At 37.1% G+C, this 23,404-nt stretch carries 18 protein-coding genes and 1 riboswitch; of the genes, 7 read left to right on the top strand and 11 right to left on the bottom strand.

The genetic code is table 11. The annotated features are described in order from the left end of the window. Positions 1-141: 141 nt before the first annotated feature. The 4 genes from AC3WVA_RS07485 to AC3WVA_RS07470 all read right to left on the bottom strand — a co-directional run bounded on the left by AC3WVA_RS07485 (position 142) and on the right by AC3WVA_RS07470 (position 6,978). The gene (locus AC3WVA_RS07485) at positions 142-1,353 is read right to left on the bottom strand and encodes a NupC/NupG family nucleoside CNT transporter (protein WP_016085536.1); all 1,212 of its coding nucleotides are present in this window, start codon (positions 1,351-1,353) and stop codon (positions 142-144) included. 346 nt (positions 1,354-1,699) lie between these two features. Continuing rightward, on the bottom strand, positions 1,700-3,454 hold the full coding sequence (locus AC3WVA_RS07480; RefSeq protein WP_098345466.1) for a C40 family peptidase: 1,755 nt from the start codon (positions 3,452-3,454) through the stop codon (positions 1,700-1,702). A gap of 211 nt (positions 3,455-3,665) precedes the next feature. Next, positions 3,666-4,550 (bottom strand): D-amino-acid transaminase, encoded by an 885-nt coding sequence (locus tag AC3WVA_RS07475; protein WP_098520895.1) that lies wholly within the window; start codon positions 4,548-4,550, stop codon positions 3,666-3,668. A 499-nt stretch (positions 4,551-5,049) separates the two neighbouring features. After that, positions 5,050-6,978 carry an LTA synthase family protein gene (locus tag AC3WVA_RS07470; RefSeq protein ID WP_048528111.1) on the bottom strand — a complete coding sequence of 643 codons (1,929 nt, stop codon included), beginning with the start codon at positions 6,976-6,978 and terminating at the stop codon, positions 5,050-5,052. A gap of 545 nt (positions 6,979-7,523) precedes the next feature. Between AC3WVA_RS07470 and AC3WVA_RS07465 the strand changes: the two genes are divergently transcribed. Together AC3WVA_RS07465 and AC3WVA_RS07460 are read left to right on the top strand one after the other, a co-directional pair. Further along, the gene (locus AC3WVA_RS07465) at positions 7,524-7,889 is read left to right on the top strand and encodes a YkvA family protein (protein WP_000435503.1); all 366 of its coding nucleotides are present in this window, start codon (positions 7,524-7,526) and stop codon (positions 7,887-7,889) included. Between the two features lie 50 nt (positions 7,890-7,939). Then, on the top strand, positions 7,940-8,431 hold the full coding sequence (locus tag AC3WVA_RS07460; RefSeq protein ID WP_071723590.1) for a metal-binding protein: 492 nt from the start codon (positions 7,940-7,942) through the stop codon (positions 8,429-8,431). A gap of 92 nt (positions 8,432-8,523) precedes the next feature. Here AC3WVA_RS07460 and AC3WVA_RS07455 read toward each other — a convergent pair whose 3' ends face one another. Continuing rightward, on the bottom strand, positions 8,524-8,841 hold the full coding sequence (locus AC3WVA_RS07455) for a magnetosome magnetite crystal formation protein family (RefSeq protein WP_098345465.1): 318 nt from the start codon (positions 8,839-8,841) through the stop codon (positions 8,524-8,526). A gap of 282 nt (positions 8,842-9,123) precedes the next feature. Here AC3WVA_RS07455 and lldP point away from each other — a divergent pair, with 282 nt between their 5' ends. Both lldP and thiC read left to right on the top strand, forming a co-directional pair. Beyond that, positions 9,124-10,785, top strand: a complete 1,662-nt coding sequence (lldP, locus tag AC3WVA_RS07450; RefSeq protein ID WP_048528113.1) for an L-lactate permease — start codon at positions 9,124-9,126, stop codon at positions 10,783-10,785. A gap of 71 nt (positions 10,786-10,856) precedes the next feature. Continuing rightward, a riboswitch (TPP riboswitch) is annotated at positions 10,857-10,972 on the top strand. A 111-nt stretch (positions 10,973-11,083) separates the two neighbouring features. Then, positions 11,084-12,844 (top strand): phosphomethylpyrimidine synthase ThiC, encoded by a 1,761-nt coding sequence (gene thiC / locus AC3WVA_RS07445; RefSeq protein ID WP_492321840.1) that lies wholly within the window; start codon positions 11,084-11,086, stop codon positions 12,842-12,844. 101 nt (positions 12,845-12,945) lie between these two features. On the opposite strand, the gene AC3WVA_RS07440 is transcribed toward thiC, so the two are convergent. The 3 genes from AC3WVA_RS07440 to cydA form a co-directional block, all read right to left on the bottom strand. Beyond that, positions 12,946-14,304 carry an arsenic transporter gene (locus tag AC3WVA_RS07440; protein WP_071758476.1) on the bottom strand — a complete coding sequence of 453 codons (1,359 nt, stop codon included), beginning with the start codon at positions 14,302-14,304 and terminating at the stop codon, positions 12,946-12,948. Between the two features lie 392 nt (positions 14,305-14,696). After that, on the bottom strand, positions 14,697-15,722 hold the full coding sequence (locus AC3WVA_RS07435; protein ID WP_048528116.1) for a cytochrome d ubiquinol oxidase subunit II: 1,026 nt from the start codon (positions 15,720-15,722) through the stop codon (positions 14,697-14,699). Then, positions 15,715-17,070 (bottom strand): cytochrome ubiquinol oxidase subunit I, encoded by a 1,356-nt coding sequence (cydA, locus tag AC3WVA_RS07430; protein WP_098345463.1) that lies wholly within the window; start codon positions 17,068-17,070, stop codon positions 15,715-15,717. Before cydA ends, AC3WVA_RS07435 begins: the two co-directional genes overlap by 8 nt. 252 nt (positions 17,071-17,322) lie before the next feature. Between cydA and AC3WVA_RS07425 the strand changes: the two genes are divergently transcribed. After that, positions 17,323-17,472 carry a hypothetical protein gene (locus AC3WVA_RS07425; RefSeq protein WP_000283184.1) on the top strand — a complete coding sequence of 50 codons (150 nt, stop codon included), beginning with the start codon at positions 17,323-17,325 and terminating at the stop codon, positions 17,470-17,472. Between the two features lie 91 nt (positions 17,473-17,563). Beyond that, on the top strand, positions 17,564-18,649 hold the full coding sequence (locus AC3WVA_RS07420; RefSeq protein ID WP_141539585.1) for a transcriptional regulator: 1,086 nt from the start codon (positions 17,564-17,566) through the stop codon (positions 18,647-18,649). A gap of 59 nt (positions 18,650-18,708) precedes the next feature. On the opposite strand, the gene AC3WVA_RS07415 is transcribed toward AC3WVA_RS07420, so the two are convergent. Then, positions 18,709-19,593: a LysR family transcriptional regulator gene (locus AC3WVA_RS07415; RefSeq protein WP_349302673.1), complete on the bottom strand. Its 885-nt coding sequence runs from the start codon at positions 19,591-19,593 to the stop codon at positions 18,709-18,711. A 135-nt stretch (positions 19,594-19,728) separates the two neighbouring features. Here AC3WVA_RS07415 and AC3WVA_RS07410 point away from each other — a divergent pair, with 135 nt between their 5' ends. Next, complete coding sequence (locus tag AC3WVA_RS07410; RefSeq protein ID WP_098520892.1) at positions 19,729-21,729, top strand: YhgE/Pip family protein; 2,001 nt, start codon at positions 19,729-19,731, stop codon at positions 21,727-21,729. 39 nt (positions 21,730-21,768) lie between these two features. On the opposite strand, the gene AC3WVA_RS07405 is transcribed toward AC3WVA_RS07410, so the two are convergent. Both AC3WVA_RS07405 and AC3WVA_RS07400 read right to left on the bottom strand, forming a co-directional pair. Then, positions 21,769-22,149, bottom strand: a complete 381-nt coding sequence (locus AC3WVA_RS07405) for a VOC family protein (protein ID WP_098881000.1) — start codon at positions 22,147-22,149, stop codon at positions 21,769-21,771. 40 nt (positions 22,150-22,189) lie between these two features. Further along, positions 22,190-23,347 (bottom strand): acyltransferase, encoded by a 1,158-nt coding sequence (locus AC3WVA_RS07400; protein WP_098520890.1) that lies wholly within the window; start codon positions 23,345-23,347, stop codon positions 22,190-22,192. Between the last annotated feature and the right edge of the window lie 57 nt (positions 23,348-23,404).

The raw sequence follows: 23,404 nt of genomic DNA, 5'->3' as shown, positions 1-23,404 counted from the left end.
CCCTCTTTTGTAAGAAAAAATAAACAGACTTACTAATTATTGTATCATAATGTTTTAATATTTCAGCATGAAGTATTAAATATATATATATATAACATAATAAAAAGCCCCCTCTTTAGAAAGAGGAGACTTTACATCATTTTATAGGAACATCATACCCGCAACTGCTGCATTTAAGAAGTTCGCTAATGTACCAGCGATAACTGCTTTAATCCCTAATTGTGCAATTTGTTTACGGCGAGTAGGAGCTAATGTTCCTGTTACACCTAACTGAATTGCGATAGAAGAGAAGTTTGCGAATCCACAGATTGCAAATGTTAAAATTAAATTTGTTTTGTCAGAGAACTCTGCCATGTGTGGTCCTAAGTTTGCGTATGCAACGAATTCGTTGATTGCAAGTTTTTGACCGATAAAGCTTGCTGCTTGTATAGCTTCACCAGGAGAAACCCCGATTAAGATTGCAAATGGTGATAGTAAGTAACCGAAGATTAAATCAAGGCTAAGTTTAATATCAAACCAAGAACCAACCCATCCTAATAAGCCATTTAATAAAGCGATTAATGCGATGAAAGCCATTAACATTGCTGCTACGTTAATAACAAGTTGCATACCTTCAGATGCACCACGTGCCGCTGCGTCAATAACGTTTGCATCTTCACGTTCTGTAGAAAGTTCAACGTTATTATCTACTTTTTCTGTTTCTGGCATAATTAACTTCGCAATTAATAGACTTGATGGAGCCGCCATAATTGCTGCTGCTAATAAGTGTTCTAACGGAATACCCATTGCTGCATAACCGACAAGAACTGATCCAGCAACAGCTGTCATACCGCTTACCATAATAGTGAAGAATTCACTATTTGTTAAACGTGCTAAGTAAGGCTTGATTAAGATTGGAGCTTCAGTTTGTCCTAAAAATACAGTTGTTACTGAGTTTAAACTTTCAGCTTTAGAAGTTCCAAGAAGTTTACTTAATGCGCCACCAACGACACTAACAAATTTTTGCATAATACCGAAATGATATAAGATTGCTACTAATGAACTAATAAATACGATTGGAAGTAGTGCTTGAATGAAGAAAACAAATCCCCAAGGGCCTTTTGCGTTGACTAAATCCCCAGCAACGAACTTAATTCCCTCGTAAGAAAAATTAATTAATCCTTGAACGCCATCTGCAGCGTGTTTTAAACCTGCTTTACCAGCATCCCAGCGTAATACGATAAATGAAAATGACATTTGTAATGCTAGCGCGATTAAAATTGTGCGCCAATTAATAGCTTTGCGGTTGGAAGATAGTAAGAAAGCAATTGCTAATACTCCAATCACGCCGCCAATTCCCCATAAAAGATTCATGCAGTGTATGCTCCTTCCTCATAGTAAAAAAAGTGTATAAACCAGTTGTCTATACGTTTACGAATATAACATCTTAAGTAACTTATCATAATGGACATCAGAGGTCAAACATCTAACGAAAAGTTTAAATAAAAAGAAAATTCCTTAAAAAAACACATATAAAATGAATAGACATGAAATAGGTTATGTTTTTTATGTAAAAATATGCATTATGATAACGTTATGGATCATTATTGTAGAATATGGTGTATGAAATAGAAAAATAGATACATTATTTTTTCGGGGATATAGGTTATACACATTAAAAAGAGCCTTCTAGTAATCTAGAAGGCTCTAAAAATATAATTTAAGGTGCTTTTGTGTATCCTAAGAAATGGCTCTTCCAATAAGAGTTACTTAATGAAGCGATTGCAACACCTTTATCTCCGGCTTGGATAAATGATCCGCCCCCAAGATAAATACCCATATGAGAAGGACCCGATTTATAAGTATTTTGGAAATAAATTAAGTCACCTGGTTGTGGATTTGAAGTTTGTGGTAGGCTCCCCCAATATCCAGCAACACTTTGGCGGCTAATGTTATGACCGAATTTCTTAAATACATGATAAATGTAACCACTACAGTCAACACCGTTAGCAGAAGTACCGCCCCAAACGTACGGTACACCTTGCATTGATTTTGCATATGCAAGTATAGAAGAACTGTCACCGCTATTATTGCCCGTATTATTGTTGTTATTATTTTGATTGTTGTTTTGGTTGTTGTTAGGCTTATTATCTACTGCGCCCCCAACTGGTGTTTTAGAAAGATAACGTGTTCCAATGTAACCATTTTGACCGTTGTAGTTAATTTTACTCCATCCAGAGTTTTCAGAGATTACTTGAACCTTCTGTCCTTGTGGAAGTGCGCCTATGATTCTATAATTTGTACCTTCGCCGCTACGTACGTTTAATGCAGAAGCATTAATGTAGTAGTCACCAATTGCACCTTGATCAGGTTGTTTTGGCTGTTCAGGTTGCTTTGGTTGTTCAGGAGTAGCAGTGCCACCTTTAACGAATTTTACAAACTCGCTACTAACGAAGCCTGTTTTTCCTTGATAGTTTACTTTAAACCAACCGTTTTCAGATCCAACTACGTTTAATGTAGTCCCATTTAACACGCCACCAATTACACTATGGTAAGCAGCAGGGCCTGTACGAACGCGTAGAGATGTTGCGTTAACAACGTAAGTACCGCCAGTTTGAACAGTTACATTATTGTTTTGATTATTATTTTGGTTGTTTCCTTGTGTAACGTTATCGCTAGAACCGCCTTTTGTTACGTAGTCTTTGCTTACGTAAGCTGTTTGTCCTGCATAATTGATTTTGAACCAATCTTGAACTTCGCCAACAACTTGTACGACTTGTCCTTTTGTAACAGAACCTACAGTTGTGTGAGAAGTGCTAGGACCTGTACGAACACGAAGGGAAGATACATTTACTGTATAGTTTCCGCTTGCTGGTTTTACAGATTCTTGGTTGTTATTATTCGTATTGTTGTTTGAAGAACCTGCATTAGCAGAAACGCCAGATACAAATTCACCACTTACATAACCTACTTGTCCATTATGGTTGATTTTCACCCAACCGTTTTCTTGGCCAATTACGTTTAATGTTTGTCCTTCATATACACGTCCTGAAACAGAACTAGAAGTGTTAGGAGCTGTACGTACACGTAATACATCAGCAGTAACTTTATTCTTTCCACCTGTTGTACTTACATTAGAATTGCTTGCTCCATTTTTTGATACAAATTCGCCACTAACAAAGCCTGTTTTACCATTAATGTTAATTTTGAACCAACCATTTTCTTCGCCAATCACGTTTAATGATTGACCGTTATAAACACGAGAGATGATGTCGTGAGAAGTACTTGATCCTGCACGAACATGTAGTACGCTAGCATTCACCGTATAAGATGAGCTGTTTGATGCGGAAGCTTGGACAGTTTGTGTAGCAGCTTTTTGTGTATTTTGTTCAGGGGCAGCTTGAACACTATCAAGTGTAGGTGCTGCTCCTCCTGCTACAGACACTGCCGCAAGACCGGCAAGGTATTTTTTCATAATTTGTCGATTCCTTTCTGTCTGTAATGTAGTGAAGAAATATTTACCAACTGTTAAAAATTCTAAAGAGCATGTCGATTACTGTCAAGACTTATGCGGTAATCTGAATATGACAAAAAGATTACAAAAAAAAAATCAAGGCATAAATCTATACCATGATTTCCATTTAAATACATATATTGAATGTAGAAAGGATAGAAATGATTCGTGTTTAAGAAGATGACATGTTGGATTGTAACAAGCTTTGAGAAAATGATCTTTGTAGCATTTTTGTGATAGGGCCAACTTGACCATCTTGAATTGCAGTTCCATCAAGGTGAGTCATCGGCAAAATTTCAATCGTCGTTCCTGTAAAGAAACATTCATCTGCTTGATAAACATCGCGAATGCTGAAAAGTTCTTCTTGTACCGGAATGCGAAGGGTTTTTGCTAAAGAAAGGACATATTGACGAATGATTCCATTTAAAATAAGGTGATTGGCTGGATGTGTGTAAAGAGTTCCATTTTTGATTAAAAAGAAGTTAGAACAGCTTCCCTCAGTTACAGTACCATTTCGTACGAAAAGTGCCTCTTTACAACCTTTGCGCTCAGCTTTCGTAGCAGCTAATATATTTGGCAATAAATTTAATGATTTGATATCACAGCGTAGCCAGCGCGTATCTGGTTCTGATATAGCACGTACACCATATTCAATCCATAACGCGGGTCTTTCTTTCTTCGTAATATAGGCATAGATTGTCGGAGGGAGGTCATATGAGAATGTGTGGGTACGAGCTTGTACACCACGAGATACTTGCAAATAAATCGTTCCGTCTTCGTGGAAATTATTATTTTCAATTAGTTTGTAAAGTAGGATAATCAGTTCTGCTTTTGAGAAAGGGAGTGATAATTCTATTTCTTCCATGGAGCGATATAATCTTGTGATATGCGGATCTAATAAGTGAAAGTTCCCTTTATATAGGCGAATAACCTCGTAGACACCATCTCCAAACTGTAAGCCTCTTTCTTCAAGTTCTATGTACGTTTTTTGTTTCGTTGTATCAATAACTGTATCATTCCAAAGTACAAATCTTTCATATGCCAATTTTCGTCCCATCCTTTCGTAAGTGCATAAGTAAAGTGAAACTTTCATTCGGAATAAAAATCACTATAGTAATTTTTATGTGAGTACTTCTTTACATATGACGCATATGTATTTGTAAATGGTAGAGAAGTAGTGGTGATTTACAGCATTTTGTATATACAAATTCGAAAATGAGAAATAAGAATCCTGCTTTTACATAAAAAAAAGCAACATTCTTATGGAATGCTGCACAAGGAGGGTAGCTATCTTTCATAGGGACATCGTCTTATTGAATGTTTTGTGTATGGAAACAAAACATATTGAAAGACAATTATAAGAAAGTAGAAATAAACGATTCATATATTTCTTTAAGGGATCTTACTACAGATGAGAAATATATAGAACCTTGCTTACATATTTTATTATAGAGATGTTTCATTAATCCTATGTGAATATTTGGTAAAGGTTATGTAATGTTAAAGTTAATGAATATAAGTAATTGTATGGAGAAATATAAAAAAAGAGGCTGAGATTACTCAGCGCTCTTCTTTTCTTCTTTAATAGCTGTCTTTACTTCACCAGTTTTGGTCTTGTTACTTTCAGAGAAGCGAAGTAAGTCACCTTCAATGATTTTGTCAGACATGTTCAATTCATTTTGAGCACGATCAATGAGTGGTTGAGATTCTTCTTTTGGTAATTGTACAACTTCGCCAGTAGCACGGTCGTAGAATGTACTGTTCGTGTACATGTACTTATCTGTAATGAAGCTACCGTCACGAAGAACAACGAATCCTTTATTATCAGGTGAGAATACATCGTGACCAAATTGAATTTGATTCGTAGAATCTACACCAAGTAAGTTTAGAATTGTTGGTTTAATGTCAATTTCACCAGTTGGTTTTGAAATTGTTTTACCTTCTTTTTGACCTGGAACGTGAATAAACATCGGTGTTTTTTGTAAGTTCATATGGTCAAATGCAGTGATTTCTTCTTTTCCTAAGAACTGTGCCATTGCACGGTTATGGTTTTCAGAAATACCGTAGTGATCACCGTAGAATACGATAACTGAGTTGTCGTAAATACCTTCTGCTTTTAGACGCTCAATAAAGTGTTTCATTGCTTCGTCTAAATAGCGAGCAGTTACCATGTAACGGTCAAATACGCCATCACCAGAATTGTATTCATCGATTAATTTCGTGCTGTCATCATAAGTGAATGGGTAATGGTTTGTTAAAGTAAGGAAGCGAGTATAGAACGGTTGCTTCACTTCTTTTAACATATCGATAGATTGATCGAAGTATTCGATATCTTTTAATCCCCAATTTAATTTCGTTTCTGGTGTAATCTTATAGTCAAGCTCGTTGTAGTAACGATCATAACCAAGTGCTGGATACATAATGTTACGGTTCCAGAATGTTGCGTTGTTCGCGTGGAATACTGATGTGTGGTATCCTTGCTCACGTAAAATTTCTGGAGTTGCTGTATATTCGTTATTACCGTGTGTGAAGAATACAGCACCACGGTCTAGTGGATACATTGAAGTATCTACTAAGAATTCAGCATCAGATGTTTTTCCTTGCCCAGTTTGATGGAAGAAGTTATCAAAGTAATAACTTTCTTTCGTAAATTGGTTTAAGAACGGTGTAACTTCTTGTCCGTTAACTGTTGCACCAATTAAAAATGTTTGTAATGACTCAAGAGAGACAACAATTACGTTTTTCCCTTTTGCAGTACCAAACATATTTGGATCTGGTTTGCTTTGTGTTGTTTTTACGTAGTTCTCTGTTTCCTGTAATTTACTACCATCTGCAAAGGCCTTTTGTGAACTTGATTTTGCTTGTAAGCCAAGATCATACACTTGGTGTACATATAAACCTAAGTTTTTAACAAGCATAACGCGGTCGAATGAACGTGTTAATAGTTCAGGACGCTCAGCTTCTGCCAGTCCTAAGTTTGCGAAGAAAATAGCAATTGTTGAAACGAAGTATAGGGAACGCATTGGGCGTGCTACACGTTCTGTCGGTGCAAAGTTTTTCATCTTCTTCAATAAAATGAAGAATACGATAATATCAGCAAATGCAAGGATGATTTTGTAGTTAAATAATTCTTTCACACTAGAACCTAAACTTCCAAAGTTAGATGTTTGTCCTAGTACAGGTAAAGTAACGAAGTCATTGTAGAATCCGTAGAACATTACGTTACCAACAAGAATGATTGTTAAAACAAAATTAATTCCAAGTGCTATATAGTTACGTTTTTTCCCTTTTGCAAATAATGCAAGACCAACAAGCAGTAATGATGCTGCTAATGGGCTAAGGAATAAAATGAATTCTTGCATGAAAGATTCAAGTTTTAAATCAAAGCTTGTGCGAGTAATAAGATATGTCTTCAACCATACGGCTAAAGCTACGAATACAGTGAAACGCACATTTTGAAATTGTGATTTCAAGGTTTCTTTCATTCATTTCCACCCTTTCTCTATCAGGCTTGGTCGATTTTGGAGCGAAAAATGCTAAAATAAAAAATACATAGTTTTCTTGGCCATAATTAGAGGTTCTATATTCACCCATATACGACTATAACTATGCATACCCTTTTAGTTTCTTGTGTTGCTCATAAGCATAACGTCATTTCTGTATTATACAACAAAATTCATTTCTGAGAAACACTATAACATTTTACATTTTTTGTATAAGATTTGTCACTACCAGAGAAAACTTTAACATTCGTTTATATGTCCGTCAACTAGAAAATATAACAAAGGTAGAGCAGAATGTTAAGTGAAAGTGAAAATTTTCTTGTTGAGAAATAAGAAATGAAAATGGGTAAGTGGTTATCTAGAAACCTATTATATGAAGGAAAGTGTGTAAAAATTAACGAACACTTGTTCTTTTTCCGTTTGTTTGTTACAATGAAAGTTCATTGATAGATTATGTGTAATTTTGATGAACTTTTACTGATAACATATTGTAGCTTATTTCTTTTAAAAAATAGGGAGGCTTTTACATGGAACAAAAATTTTCAGTTGAAGCGTTTTGGAAGAAAGTAAAACATGTTGCAAAACAAGCAGGTCAATCGGTTATTTATGCAAGTTTATTATTGTTTTACGTTTTGCAGAAACCGGATGTTCCAAAACGAGTGAAAATTATTGTAATTGGAGCACTTGCTTATTTTATTGCACCGATTGATGCGATTCCAGATTTCGTTGCTGGAATTGGTTATACGGATGATTTAGGGGCGTTAATGGCTGCGCTATTACAAGCGTCGTTATACGTCAATGATGATGTGAAAGATAAGGCACGAGTGAAGTTGGCAGAATGGTTTGGTTCGGATATAGACACATCCTTTATCGATCAGAAATTAGATCAATAGGTGAGAACTGTCATATAGTGACAGGGCGAACGTAAGCGAGGAAGTGCATTATGCCATCAGGAAGAACGCATACGAAAATAAACTTAATATCCCTTCCGGTTGTTTTGTTTATGCTCTTTTCGTATGGATTAACAAATTTTGATTTTTTATTAACTTTTGCAATTGGCTTTTTAGTAGGTACTACATTTTTAACGCCCGATTTAGATACGTATAGTAATGCGTATAATAAATGGGGATTCCTGCGTATATTTTGGTATCCGTATAAGAAGGTCATGCCGCATCGCTCCTTCTTTACACATACAATTATACTTGGTGATGTGATTCGTATTGCATACATGTTAATTGTGTTTTCTCCGTTTTTATTTCTATTAAATGTAATCGCGCTTGACGGGAATTTAATAGAAATTGCGAAGGAACATGAGGTTGAAATTGTGACGTTCGTAATGGGAATTGTTGTCGCAAGCACGCTTCACATTATAGCGGATAAAGTGAACACGCGCCGCAAGAAAATGATGAGAAAAAAGAAGAAACGCAGAAGATAAAAAAACGTCCCAAAAGGTATTTTGGGACGTTTTTTTTCTTATTAAAAGGTTGTCGTATCAATGTGCTTTTTTAATCAAACGTTTGTTTAAACTTAATCTTTCAGTACTTTAATACCTTTTACGATATTCCAAATGAAGTAGTATAAGCTAATAATGCCGCAAATACATAAGACAATCATTGCTCCAATACCAAGTGTTACGTCTGTTTGATTTGATCCAATCCCCATAATTCCTAGAATAATAAATCCAATGAATGACGCGATGCTTGGAATGATGTGTGTCCATAGAGCGCGTTTTGCGTGTGGTTTCGTTTCAGAATCGCCCACAATCCACACAATGATTGGGAATAAGATAGGGGCAAATAATACACTAAAGTATGATAAAGCTGCTAATATTTTGTTTCCGTTCATATATATCACCTCATAAATAATGTCCGTTGTTATACTTTTATTATGCAGGAAATGTGTCGAGCTTCCTATCGATGAACATTACAAGAACGTGACGCTTTTGTAAGATTTTTAGATTAAAAATGAAATTTTCAAAAAAATCTTCCGTAATGGAAATTGTTGTGATAGAATTAATGAAAACGTTTTCTTAGACGTTTTTTATTTTAGACTTAAAGGTATGATGACCTGATAGTCTATTGATGAGGTTATTCTACTTAAAAGGGGATTCTTTAGGGGGAGAGAACAATGAACACATGGACACAAGTTTATGATCCGTTCGGAAACATTTGGATTTCGGCAGCGGTCGCACTTATTCCGATTATCTTTTTTTTCTTAGCTTTAGCAGTTTTCCGCATGAAGGGGTATGTGGCAGGATTTATTACAGTTGTACTTACAATTTTAGTGGCGTTATTCGCTTATAAGATGCCGTTCACAATGGCGATGGCAGCGACCGGATATGGTTTCTTATACGGACTATGGCCAATTGCTTGGATTATCATTATGTCGGTATTTTTATATAAAATCTCTGTGAAAACAGGTCAATTTGATGTCATTCGTGCATCTGTATTGTCCATTACGAATGACCATCGTTTACTCGTTATTTTAATCGGTTTTTCATTCGGAGCATTTTTAGAAGGAGCAGCAGGATTTGGTGCACCAGTAGCGATTACGGCAGCGCTTCTTGCAGGTCTTGGGTTAAATCCTTTATATGCAGCGGGTCTTTGCTTAATCGCAAATACGGCACCGGTAGCGTTCGGAGCGATGGGAATTCCCATTACGGTTGCTGGACAAGTAACAGGTATTGATCCACATAAAATTGGACAAATGGCTGGACATCAATTACCGTTCTTATCATTATTTGTTCCGTTCTTTATCGTATTTTTAATGGATGGATTTAAAGGGGTAAGACAAACATGGCCTGCTTTATTTGTAGCGGGTAGCTCATTTGCAATTACGCAGTTCATTACAGCGACATTCTTAGGACCAGAACTTCCGGATATTACGTCAGCACTAGTAAGTTTAGTGAGTTTATCGCTATTCTTAAAAGTTTGGCAGCCGAAAGAAATTTATCAGTCTAAACAAGCAAATAGTGAAGTAGCTGCGACAACGACGGCAACATCCATGCCGAAACTAACAGTAGGGAAAGTTGTAAAAGCATGGTCTCCATTTATTATTTTAACTGTGATGGTAGTCATTTGGAGTCAAAGCTTCTTTAAAGCGTTATTTGCTCCAGGCGGCGCACTAGAAAGCCTCGTGTTTAAGTTTGAAATTCCAGGCTTACACAATTTGGTGATGAAAGCAGAACCAATTGTAAATAAACCGACGCCTTACGAGGCAATTTTGAAATTTGATGTATTATCAGCAACAGGAACAGCAATCTTAATTGCTTGTATCATTTCTATCTTTATTTTGAAAATGAGTGCAAAAGATGCGGTAGCGACATTTAAAGAAACGTTAAATGAGCTTAAAATGCCAATTCTATCTATCGGATTCGTATTAGGGTTTGCATTTATTGCAAACTATTCTGGTTTATCTTCTACATTAGCGTTAGCGCTTGCAGGAACTGGCGGACTATTCCCGTTCTTCTCACCATTCTTGGGCTGGATTGGGGTATTCTTAACAGGATCTGATACGTCAGCGAATGCACTGTTCTCAAATTTACAAGCGATTACAGCGCAGCAAGTCGGTGTATCTGAAGTACTTCTCGTTGCAGCAAATACAACGGGCGGTGTAACAGGAAAAATGATTTCTCCGCAATCGATTGCAATTGCTTGTGCGGCAGTTGGACTTGCTGGAAAAGAATCAGATTTATTCCGCTTTACAGTGAAGCATAGTTTATTTTTCGTAATTATTGTTGGTATTATGACGTATGTACAGGCATATTATTTAACGTGGATGATTCCATAAACAAAAAAAGAAATAAACTTTGCATTTTTCAGATTATCGTGTATGATGGGAAAGTATTGAAAATTAAATCAGTGATAAACTAGGGGTGCCTAACGTATGCGTAGGCTGAGAGAGAAGCGCGTGAACTTCTTAACCCTTTGGACCTGATCTGGCTCGTACCAGCGTAGGGAAGTTAACGGCTTTACATAATGATGTCTTTATGAGCCAGGTCCTTATTTTTTTATGGACCTGGCTCTTTTTATTTTGGCATACGCTGGCCATATCTCGTCCTTGTCACGTACAGGGGGGCAACAAAGGTATGAAACAATCTGTTTCAGCTGAGCAAATTGAATTGAAATCGAGTTTACCAGGAAGTAAGAAAGTGTATGTGGATGGACCACGCTCTGATATGAAAGTGCCGATGCGCGAGATTGAACAAAGTGAAACGAACGGCATTCCGAATCCGCCAATTCGTGTATATGATACGAGCGGTCCTTATACAGATCCTGCGTATAAAGTGGAGCTGGAAAAGGGATTGCAGGCGCCGCGTCACTCTTGGATCCTGGAGCGGGGAGATGTAGAAGCATACGAAGGGCGCGAAGTGAAACCAGAGGATGACGGTGTGAAGGTGGCTTCAAAACATACACCTGTTTTTCCGCAAATGGATCGCCAGCCGCTTAGAGCGAAGCAAGGGGCCAACGTTACACAAATGCATTATGCGCGTAATGGCATTATTACGTCTGAAATGGAGTATGTTGCGATTCGTGAAGGTGTAGAGCCTGAGTTTGTTCGCAAGGAAATCGCGGAAGGCCGTGCTATTTTACCAGCGAATATTAACCATCCGGAAGCAGAGCCGATGATTATTGGACGTAATTTCCACGTGAAGGTTAATGCAAATATCGGAAACTCTGCTGTATCTTCTTCTATCGCAGAAGAAGTAGAGAAGATGACGTGGGCAACGCGCTGGGGTGCAGATACGATTATGGATTTATCTACAGGTAAAAATATTCATACGACGCGTGAGTGGATTATTCGTAACGCGCCTGTACCAGTCGGAACTGTACCGATTTATCAAGCGCTGGAAAAAGTAAATGGAATTGCAGAAGATTTAACGTGGGAAGTGTATCGTGATACGTTAATTGAGCAAGCGGAGCAAGGCGTGGATTACTTTACAATTCACGCAGGCGTATTACTTCGTTACATTCCGATTACTGCAAAGCGTACGACAGGTATCGTTTCGCGCGGTGGTTCGATTATGGCACAGTGGTGTTTATTCCATCATAAAGAAAACTTCTTGTATACTCATTTTGAAGAAATTTGTGAAATTATGAAGCAGTACGACGTTTCGTTCTCTCTTGGAGATGGATTACGTCCAGGTTCGATTGCAGATGCAAATGATGAAGCACAATTCTCCGAGCTTGAAACACTTGGTGAATTAACGAAGATTGCTTGGAAACATGATGTGCAAGTGATGATTGAAGGACCTGGGCATGTGCCGATGCATTTAATTAAAGAGAATATGGAGAAAGAACTTGATATTTGTCAGGGCGCGCCATTCTATACACTTGGGCCGTTAACGACAGATATTGCACCAGGTTATGACCATATTACCTCAGCAATTGGAGCTGCAATGATTGGCTGGTTTGGAACGGCGATGCTTTGTTATGTAACGCCGAAAGAACATTTAGGTTTACCGAATAAAGATGATGTTCGCGAGGGAGTTATTACGTACAAAATCGCTGCACATGCGGCTGATCTGGCGAAAGGGCATAAAACGGCTCATCAGCGTGATGATGCACTTTCAAAAGCTCGCTTTGAATTCCGTTGGCGCGATCAATTTAATTTATCTTTAGATCCTGAACGTGCGATGGAATATCACGATGAAACATTGCCAGCAGAAGGCGCGAAAACAGCTCATTTCTGCTCCATGTGTGGACCGAAGTTTTGTAGTATGAGAATTTCACATGATATTCGGGAATACGCAAAAGAAAATGATTTAGAAACGACAGAAGCAATTGAAAAAGGAATGAAAGAAAAAGCGAAAGAATTTAAAGACACTGGTAGTCATTTATACCAATAATACGTTACACCTCTTTACTTGATTGATCACACTGTAGTACCTAACTTAAATATAGAAGAAGCCCGCTTTGCTAAGACGGTAGCAAAGCGGGCTTCTGTCGTTTATAAGGCGAAGAAGAGGTGTACCCAGTAGTATAAGAGGAATAATGTGACGACTGTTGTGAGTGGAATAACGATAAGGGATACACTTAAATAGTCTTTCCATTTTACTTTAATTTTGTTTTGTTTCAGGATATACATCCAAATGAGGGAAGCTAGCGTACCGATTGGTAATAATAGTGAACCGATGTCACTACCAATAATGTTTGCGAGATAGATAGTTTTTAATGTGACTGGGTCTAGTCCCATTTCAGTTAATGTGATTGTACCAATCATAAGTGCAGGGTGGTTATTGAAGACGTTAGAGAGAAGAGAGACGAGTCCGCCCATTGCAAAGCTAGCATAGAGTAGATGTTGACTTACTAATGGCTCAAGCCAATTTACAAGCGCTGCTGTTAATCCTGCGTTATGAAGCCCGTAAATAATGACATACATAGAGAAAGCAAAAATTAAAATGTGCCATGGTGTCTTTTTCAAAATATCGACTGGGTTTGTTCGTAAGTAGTACCATCTCCAGATGAGAAGAACGAGTGAACCGAGTACAGCAACAATTTCAATTGGAATTGATAAGAAGGATGCAACGAATAGAAGACAGCGCATAAGGAAGACGAAGCCTAATACTTTTAACATGAATTTTGTACGTTTTTGTTTCGTATCAACTGAATTTTTTCCTTTTAACGGATGGAAGTTTTTCGTGAAGAAAATTTCTTCGATATCATATGAAGAAACAGGTAATCTTTCTGGTAGCTTTTTCTTTAAAACTGTATACATAAGCCATGACATAAACAATAGTCCTAATGTTGCAGGTACAAACATCATAGCTGTGTGCATATAAAGAGTCATATTCACAATATTTAACGCGATTAAGTTTACGATATTACTTACACCAATTGGTGCACTAGAAGCAGTAGCAATTAAGGCACCGCTTAATAAATAAGGAATTTGTTGATGCGGTTTTAATTGAAGGTTTTTTAGAAGAAGAATTAAAATTGGAGTTGTAATTAAAATACTACCGTCGTTATTAAATAAAAGAGTCATAAGAAAACATAATAACTGAATATACCAGTATAAACGGCGACCAGAGCCTTTTGCTAAGTTTGCAAGTTTCGCCGCGGACCAGTGGAAGAAACCGAAGCTTTCTAATATAACTGCCATAACGATGGTCGCTAATATTGTTATAGAGGCACCGCCAATTTTACTAATAATATCCATGACGTCTGGTCTTGATACAAGTCCAGTAATCAAGATAATGCCAGCGCCAATTGCTGCGGGCCACGCCTCATTTAAGCCGCGGGGTCGCCAAAAGATAACAATCATCGTAAAGAAGAATACAATAATAGTAATCCATATTTCAATGCTCATATTTTGCCTACCTTTCTATTTTCCCTTGAATAAATGTAGCTTGTCTCAAGTTTGTATTGATAGTATATTCAACAAAAAATAGGAAGAACTAGACATATAATGGAATAAAGTGAATATGTGTTTTTCAAGCGAAAGGACAACTGTCACGAATAGTGAAATAACTATGATGACAGGAGTCTATAAATTAGTTGGGGCAGTAAGATAGTAAATGAAATTTATATGGGCGATTATGGAGATATATCGACGTAACTTAAAATATATCAGCGATTATTGAAATATATCGGCGCAACTTAAAATATATCAGCGATTTTTAAAATATATCGACTTATCGACAAAACATGACAAAAGGAGCCCATCCCAAAATACCTTTTGGAACAGACTCCAAGTTTATATTATTTTTCCTTCAAAAAAGTTCGATCTTTCAAGAATAAATTCCAGAAGAAAATAAATCCTGGTAATAAAATTGCAATCCCAATTGCATATAGAATAAGTAATGCATAGAATGTTTCTGGCGTTGTAAAGCTTGTAAATACAGTTACATCAGGATAAATAATATACGGTAGATGAGCGACACCGTAAGCGTAACTTGCAAATGCATATTGAGCGACGACTGCTAAAACGGCAATGCGAGGGTATCCTAGTGAGTCATACTTCTTGTTTGTCCACCAAAGAGATGAATATCCGATCACGAATAAAGCGATAGAAACTGTAAACCATGGGAATTGCTTTATGAGTCCTTGCATAAGCCAGTGTGTTTCCGGGTCCATTACAACGAGGGCGATAATCGCAGTAACGAGTGTTGCAGGACCAAGGATGATGGCATTTCTTCGATAAACTCTATACGAATCTTCTGAACCTTGCTCTCTTGCAAAGTCAGCAAGAAAGAGAGAAGAGAGAAATAGTTCCGAAGTTAGTCCGAAGAGCATATAGCAATAAATAACCGGGCTAGAAAGAAGTTTCCCATACAGTAGTACTTCTTTTCCTTCAGACATTGTAATATAAGCTCCTTCTGTAACAGGTAAAACGGTAATTAATAAGGCTGGGATTAAGAGCCCAGTAATACCTGAAATAACCCGAAGAAGGTACTGATATTTTGGCACAGAGTAAGCAAATACCATGAATGTACTGCGAATTGCAATGAGTATCAAAATTAACATAACTGGTACAAACATTACTGTCGCAAGGGTGAAAGCGGCTTTTGGGAAGAAACCGAGAAAAGCGACAACGACAAAGACGAGAAATGTATTTGTTACTTCCCAAGTTGGTGATAAGTATCGGTTGGCAAGCTTGGCAGCGATTGTTGGATGTTTTGCGTATACCATGCCCCAAAAACCTGCTCCAAAATCGATAGACCCTAATATGCTGTATACGAAAATAAGAGCCCACAAGATGATGATTGCAATACTTTCCTCATGCACGAGAATCGCCTCCTTCGTGATGTAAATCATTTGTAAGCGGATGTCTCTTAAAGAATGTCCGCAGTACAAAAACAGTTAAAATACCGAGTCCAATATATAAGATGATGAATAGAATAAATAAAGGACCGACAAAGTCAGCGCGTGTAGAAGCGTCGACTGTACGTTGCATACCGTAAATGGTCCACGGTTGACGACCGCTACAGCTAAAAATCCATCCAAATTCAATGCCGAGCATCATAATTGGTCCACATGCGGCCGCTCCCCAAAGAAGCCACTTCGGTAATTCTGCGCCTTTTTTTCGGTAAACAAAGTACCAATATAAGAGGGCAATTGCTGCAACTGCAAAGGTGAAGGCAGCGGTGCCAACCATTAAGTTGAATAGTGTATGAGTGTAAAATGGTGGCCATGTTTCTTGTGGGAATTCATTTAGTCCCTTTACGACGGTGCTAGGGTCTAGTCCCACTAGTAGGCTAAGCATGTTCGGAATTTCTAGTGCATAGTTTAGTTCAAGTGTGTTAGGATCCACAACGCCGCCAATCGATAAAGGTGCATGTGATGTCGTTTCAAATAAAGCTTCAGCAGATGCAAGTTTCTCAGGAGAATGCTTATGTAAGGCAATTGCTGATTCGTGTCCCGAAAGCCACATCGTAGCTCCTGTAATAAATGTCACAATGAGCCCTAACAGCAGCCCCTTTTTATGGTACGCCATTTCACGTTCACTTAAATTCTTCTTTAATAATTTAAATCCGGCGATAGAGGCAATGACGGCAGCTCCAGTTGCATAGGCTGTAATCACAACGTGGAATGCGCTTGTGCCAAAACTGGGATTAAAGAAAGCCTTCCACGGATCAACGTTAAAAACTGATCCATCTGGCCCCATTGAAAAGCCCGCGGGTGTATTCATCCATGTATTTGCTGATGTAATAAGCACGGCAGATGCAGTGGCACCAATCATGACGAAGAATAGCGAGATTAATCTCATGAATGGAGGTAGTTTGTCAGCAGCATATACATAAATGGACATGAACAAAGCCTCTAAAAAGAAGGCGAAAATCTCAATTTGAAAGGGAACAGAGATAACCTGTCCAACAATTTTGGCAAAACCAGGCCAAAGAAGTGAGATTTGTACACCAACGATTGTTCCAGTTGGAATTGCTACACCGAGAAGGATGGCGAACGCTTTCGTCCATCTTTTCGCCATAATGGCGTAGTCGGAATCTTTCTTCCAGTGATAGAGTATTTCACTTATAAAAATCATCAATGAAAGTCCGACACCAAGTGTTGCAAAGATAATGTGGAATGCTAATGAAGAACCGAAAAATGCTCTTGCTAATGTTACCGTATCCATATGTAAACTCCTCTTCTTTTTGCCATTATTTTCTGATTTAATTGGAAGATTTATTCAAAAAAACTACCAAAAATATATGTGTATTTAAAAAGTGGATATGGTAATATAATGTTTGAATATTACGAATAGAAAGAAGTTAATATTTAATAATATTTTGTTTGTTTTTTAGGAAGGAATATTTTATAATCTTTTATGCGAACATAAGTTCTGTTTTAAGGTGAAGAAGTTTATGTGAAATGGAGAGGATGTTTTATGTATCCTGAAGTCATTAAAAAGATGGCATTTTCAAAAGAGCATAGAGATTTATTATTGAAGCTGTATAATAAAGAGATTACGCGTAGTGAGTATGATCGACTCGTGGAATCGCTATATAGACCTTCTAAAGAGGCTTGTGAGGGATAGAAGTATGGGAGACAATCTAATAGATTGTCTTTTTTAATTTTACGTATGTTCTGGTAAAATTAAGGCCAGCCTTATTAAGGAGGTGAATAGATTGCGGAAACGTTTATATATAGGGATTGGAGTTATTCTCTTAATCGCTTTAGGCGGAATTGTATTTTGGTCAGCTATACAAGGAAACCGTACAGAACATTTTATTTTGAGGCATATGGTGAATGAAAATGGGACGCTTGCTACATATCGTTTAGCGGATACAAAGGCAGGTACGGGTGAAGCGAAAGGCCGTGAAGCTTTATCAGAATCAGCAGGATTATGGCTACAATATACACTCGATAAAGACGATCAAGCGTTATTCGATGAACAAGTTAAGGTTATTCAAAATAACTTTGTACATAAGGATCAAATCGTTGTATGGAAAATCTCTGAAAAGGGAGAAATACAGTCGGCTACCAATGCGCTTATAGATGATCTTCGTATGATAGAGCAATTATATCGTGCTTATGAAATGTATAAGGAAGAGCGTTATAAAAACTTGGCAGATCAATTGAGTGATGCTGTCATTCGTTATAATAAGAAAGATAATTATTATGTTGATTATTATGATGCAGATGCAGGAAAACAAAATAATTTTGCAACGACATCATACTTAAATCCGCACGCATTCTCTTATATGAAGAAGTACGGCAAAGTTTCTGATCAGCAATATCAGGAAGTCGTTCAATTTTTAGCGGATTACCCAAGGCATGGCTGGGCATTCCCGAAAGAGTATAAAGCAGATGGTACATTTACGTATGACAAAGAAGTGAATATAATCGACCAATCATACGTTGCCTATCACAGAAGTTTAGGTGGGCTTTCATCAGATGCTTATTTGGAATTTATAAAGAAGAAATTCCAAGAGGATGGAAAGCTATACGGTCGTTACAATTTAGAAACGGGAAAACAAACTGTGAATTATGAATCACCAGCCGCTTACGGTTTAACGATTATGTACGTACTACAAACAGGCGATACAAAGTTTGCAAAGGAATTATATGATCATATGGTCACATTCCGCAATGACAATATATTTAGTAGATATTATGGTGGGTACGTAACAGGCGAAAATAATAATACGCATATTTTTGATAACGTATTGCCACTTTTAGCGGAAATGGAATTGGAGAAGAGTAAGAAATAGAAGGTGCCATCCTTTTGAGGGGGCACCTTCTATTTGTATCGTTATTTATCGATATAATTTTACGTCTTAATATTAGAGAAGTAGTTAATCACGAATTCACGAAATTGCTGAGCAGTTTTCGATAAATAGCGTTTTTTCGACCAACTTAAGCCGATAGTTCGCTCGCAATTCGGTTCAATAATACGTAACTTATTTAATGCTAAAGTAGAGTTTTTTAATAAAGTTAAACTTGGGACGAAAGCGATGCCGAGACCTTGTTTAATTAGGTCACTAATTACGGTTGGTTCATCTACTTCAAAAGCGATATGCGGAGTGAAGCCAGCTTTCTTGCAAAATTCATCTGTTAAGTGCCGAAATCCGTAACCGGTGTTCATACTAATAAACGGTTCGTCTTTTACTTCATGCAGATGGATACTGCCGCGTCTTGATAAACGATGACCTGAAGGGACGACTAAGAAAATTTCTTCTGTAATAAGTGGTTCCCACTCAATTTCCTCGCCTTCAATTGGCACAGAAGAAATACAAAAATCAATTTCTATATTATCTAGTTGTCGTTTCATAGAAGGGGTAGATGCGAGAAACTGTTGGAATCGAACGTTAGGATGTTCTAGTAAAAAAGAACCGAGTAGTTCTGGTAATATTCTCGGAATAGAAACTGCCAGTGTAATAGAGCTTTGTTCTAATTCAGCTAAATCTTTAATTTCTCGTTCCCCTTCACTTAATTCATGAAAAATGCGCTCTACTCGTTTTAAAAATAATCTCCCAAAAGAGTTTAATGTAATCTGTCGACCTTGGCGATCAAATAGCGGGACGCCTAAGTCCTTTTCTAATCTAGCGATTGTTTTGCTGAGCGAAGGTTGTGCGATATGCAATTCTTCAGCCGCTTTTGTCATATGTTCTAATCGTGCGACTGTCTGAAAGTATTTTAGTTGAAGTAGTTCCATTTTGACTCTCCTTTCTATAGACCAAAAGGAATGAATTGATAATTAAAGATGTATTATACAGTATGAATATGGACGTGTATAGTAAATCTGTTAAACCATTGTAATGGTGTTAAATTAGGAGAAGGAGTATGTTTCATGAATGGAATTCAACTTATATTTAAAGATTGGAAAGCGATGTGGCACCATAAACATGGACGTATCGCTTTAATTTTTTTATTAATCGTTCCTTTAATTTATTCAGGATTCTTTTTAGCTGGATACTGGGATCCATATGGAAAATTAGATAAATTACCTGTTGCGATTGTAAATTTAGATAAGGGTGCTGCAATGGATGAAAAAACAATTCATGCAGGAGCCGATTTTGTAGAAAATTTAAAAGAGAATAAGGAACTAGCTTTTCATTTCGTATCAGAAAAAAATGCTGATGAAGGGTTAAAAGAAGATAAGTATTATATGGTTGTGACAATTCCAGAGGATTTCTCTAAAAAGGTAAGTACACTTATGGATGAGAAACCAGAGCCAGCGCAGCTTCAATACAAAGTAAATCCGGGCAAAAACTTCGTAGCAGCTCAAATTGGAACGACAGCTGTTGAAAATATGAAAACAAAAATTTCAAATAGTATTACGAAATCTTATACAGAAGGTGTCTTTTCAAAGTTTCAAGACTTAGCGCAAGGATTGAGTGATGCAAGTAGTGGTGCCGAGAAGTTACATGAAGGAACGACATCTGCAAGAAATGGGGCAAATCAGCTTGCAGATGGTATTCATCGTTTAAGCGACGGGGCATCAAAAGTGAAAGACGGAAGTGAAAAACTTGCTGCTAGCCAATCAGCCTTAACTGGCGGAGCAAATGAGCTAAGCCAAGGAGCGACATCACTTCATAGTGGGATGGAGTTATTGACGCAAGGTGAAAAAACTTTACAATCAGGGATTAGTGAATTAAGCTCTGGTACAAACGAATGGGTAAATGGAAGTGAGAAACTTGCTGAAGGACAAGTGAAAGTGGACAATGCAGCAAATAGTGTAAAACAACAATTAGAAGAGTACGTGAAAAGTCATCCAGAAATGCAGCAAGATCCTGCCTTTCAAAAGATCATTGCTACTTCTAACGGATTAGCTAAAGCAACAAACACTTTAAATAATAGCCAACAACAATTGACACAAGGTGCGCAGAAGCTTGTGGATGGTCAGCATAAGGTTGAAGAGGGCATGAATACATTTGGAGTTAAGTTAAATGAAGCTACTACTGGAACGAAAAAGATTGCAGATGGTGCATCGAATTTGGCTAATGGATTTACGAAGTGGGGAAGTGGATTTACTTCATTACAAGAAGGTGTAAATCATCTTGCGAGTGGCGGAACAGAGCTAAATCATGGTGCTGATCAGTTAACGAACGGACTTGTTAAACTTGACGATGGCGCGAAAGAACTTTCTACGAAATTGGGAGAGGGTGCAGAGAAGATAGCGGATGTTCGCAATGATGATGCACGCAATACGATGTTCTCAGAGCCGGTTCAATTAGTGAAGTCGACAGTTTCTGATGTGCCGAATTACGGTTCAGGTATTGCACCATATTTCTTATCACTTGCATTTTATGTTGGCGGAATTATGGCATCGAATATTTTACCGCTTGGCCGTAGACAAAATATGAAGGTAAGCGGAACGGTACACTTTATTAATAAATTAGGATTGGTATACTTAATTGGACTGATTCAAGCATTACTTGTAGATGTAGTTGTGCTAGGAGTTATGAAATTAGAAGTCGCAAGTGTGCCACTTTTTATTTTATCAAGTATTGTTATTTCCTTTACGTTCATGACATTTATTCTTATGTTAGTCACAGTATTTGGTCTTGTTGGAAAGTTTTTAGCAGTAACGCTTCTTGTCCTGCAATTAGCGACGAGCGGGGGTACTTTCCCAGGAGAATTAAACATAGCTGTTCTTAGCAAAATTGGACAGTTTCTCCCAATGTCTCATTCTCTTAGAGGATTACAAGATGTTATTTCTTTAGGAGATTGGTCGCAATTACAAATGCAAATTTTAATATTGTTATGTTATCTCGTTGTTGCCGGCGGAGTTGCTTGGATCACGAGTCATATACAACATAGGGAAACGAATGCAGAACAAGTTTCTTAAAATGAAAGAAGCTATCCGTTTTTTCGGATAGCTTCTTTTTTATTTGCGTTCCATTACCGCAAAGTAATTATTTTCATTATCAGCAAAGTTAAATGCTCTGCCAGTAGGTAAATCTACAACTTGTCCAACTGTAACGTTTTTCTCAGAAAGATCTTTATATAGTTGATCTAAGTTATTAGAGAAGAACATAAGTGAAGGAGTACCTAAGTTTAATTCAGGTTGCATCTTCGCAATTAACGCTTTATCGTGAAGGACGATGCTTGTTTCTGCATCTTTCGCCGGTGCAATTTCAATCCAGCGGAATCCGTTTCCGTTATTTTCTTCCGCAATGATTTGGAATCCTACTTTTTCTGTCCAAAATTGTACTGTTTCGTCTTGGTTATTTACATATAGCATAATTTGTCCAACTTGATTAATCATAGGTGTCTCTCGCTTTCTTTTTTATATGCGTATTATTATATCAAATATATGGTTTGAATAGTTTTCTATGATTTTTTCGGAATACAACCTTCGTCCATTTCATCTTTGTTGTAGGAGAAGGACCTGTAATCCAAGTGTGAAATGGTATTGTGCTACAAATGACCATTGTTGAAATAGAGGTAATGGCCGTTAATACAAATAGTAATAGGCTATATAATATAGTATTTTCTTGCAGTGTGAATAAAGAAAGAAATTTTGTGCATAGTTGCAAGAAGAATAAATGAGCTAAATAAGCACCATACGTGTAATTTCCAATGAAACGTAACGTTTTATATAAGAAACCACGACGCTGTACTATCATAATAGATAACACATACAGTATGATAATTTCGCATACGATATATAAAAACATAGACGGTTTTAAATAAGTCGAAACGGTTAAATGAATCGAATTTGCTCCGTAAAAACTAAATAGCTCATAATTGATGAATAAAAATAAGATGAAAAATAATATTGTTATAAGCGGGATATGTTTCATGACAAATGTACGCCAAGTTTTTAGTGCTACAGCGGCAATGCCACCCATAACGAAATAGAATGAGTAGAATAGAAATGATCGATCTGTATAATGTAAAATTGTTGAACTTGTTAATGTTTCGCCATTAAAAATATAGTGAGAAGAGAACCACATTAATAGAAAATATAGGCACGCGAAAAAGGTCATATATTTATATATGTCTTTTTTATTTTCTGTTCGTTTTTGAAACCAATAAAAAAGTGTACATAGTAAAGGGAACAATAAGTGAATTTGGAACATCATAATAACATACCAAAGATGGGGTGCGGCTGTTCCGAGTAATAAACTTTTTATTCCGCTTTGTAATGTAATAAGGTCGTTTGTTGTTAATAAATAAAGAATAGACCAAAAGAAATAAGGAATGAGTAAGTGTGTCGCTTTTTCAGAAATATATTCTTTATATACTAATTGCTTCGTATAGTGCCGAATTAAGTGAAATCCAACGATAAATATGAATGCTGGTGCTGAAAATTTTGCAAGATTAAATAGCATGCCCATAATGAGGGATTGCTCAAGTAAGACATTTCCTTGATTCATTGTATATAATAAGGAACTTTGCAAAACGACAGCGAGAAATGCAATGCTTTGCAAAACTTTAAATTCAGGTGCGCTTTGAGTCATCGTGTCCATCTCCTTTTCCATACATGATTATAGTATGGAGAATGGATAATGGATGTG

Source organism: Bacillus sp. EB106-04-02-XG92, assembly GCF_058791995.1.
Note: the sequence above shows the minus strand (reverse complement) of the source record. Positions and strands in the feature narration are given on the sequence as shown.

Bases quoted from the DNA above. Each gene is read 5' to 3' on its own strand.
- AC3WVA_RS07410 (WP_098520892.1), top strand. From the start codon at position 19,729: ATGAATGGAATTCAACTTATATTTAAAGATTGGAAAGCGATGTGGCAC.
- AC3WVA_RS07400 (WP_098520890.1), bottom strand. From the start codon at position 23,347: ATGACTCAAAGCGCACCTGAATTTAAAGTTTTGCAAAGCATTGCATTT.
- lldP (WP_048528113.1), top strand. From the start codon at position 9,124: ATGAACACATGGACACAAGTTTATGATCCGTTCGGAAACATTTGGATT.
- AC3WVA_RS07460 (WP_071723590.1), top strand. From the start codon at position 7,940: ATGCCATCAGGAAGAACGCATACGAAAATAAACTTAATATCCCTTCCG.
- AC3WVA_RS07480 (WP_098345466.1), bottom strand. From the start codon at position 3,454: ATGAAAAAATACCTTGCCGGTCTTGCGGCAGTGTCTGTAGCAGGAGGA.
- AC3WVA_RS07470 (WP_048528111.1), bottom strand. From the start codon at position 6,978: ATGAAAGAAACCTTGAAATCACAATTTCAAAATGTGCGTTTCACTGTA.
- AC3WVA_RS07475 (WP_098520895.1), bottom strand. From the start codon at position 4,550: ATGGGACGAAAATTGGCATATGAAAGATTTGTACTTTGGAATGATACA.
- AC3WVA_RS07455 (WP_098345465.1), bottom strand. From the start codon at position 8,841: ATGAACGGAAACAAAATATTAGCAGCTTTATCATACTTTAGTGTATTA.
- thiC (WP_492321840.1), top strand. From the start codon at position 11,084: ATGAAACAATCTGTTTCAGCTGAGCAAATTGAATTGAAATCGAGTTTA.
- cydA (WP_098345463.1), bottom strand. From the start codon at position 17,070: ATGGATACGGTAACATTAGCAAGAGCATTTTTCGGTTCTTCATTAGCA.
- AC3WVA_RS07415 (WP_349302673.1), bottom strand. From the start codon at position 19,593: ATGGAACTACTTCAACTAAAATACTTTCAGACAGTCGCACGATTAGAA.
- AC3WVA_RS07440 (WP_071758476.1), bottom strand. From the start codon at position 14,304: ATGAGCATTGAAATATGGATTACTATTATTGTATTCTTCTTTACGATG.
- AC3WVA_RS07465 (WP_000435503.1), top strand. From the start codon at position 7,524: ATGGAACAAAAATTTTCAGTTGAAGCGTTTTGGAAGAAAGTAAAACAT.
- AC3WVA_RS07485 (WP_016085536.1), bottom strand. From the start codon at position 1,353: ATGAATCTTTTATGGGGAATTGGCGGCGTGATTGGAGTATTAGCAATT.
- AC3WVA_RS07405 (WP_098881000.1), bottom strand. From the start codon at position 22,149: ATGATTAATCAAGTTGGACAAATTATGCTATATGTAAATAACCAAGAC.
- AC3WVA_RS07425 (WP_000283184.1), top strand. From the start codon at position 17,323: ATGTATCCTGAAGTCATTAAAAAGATGGCATTTTCAAAAGAGCATAGA.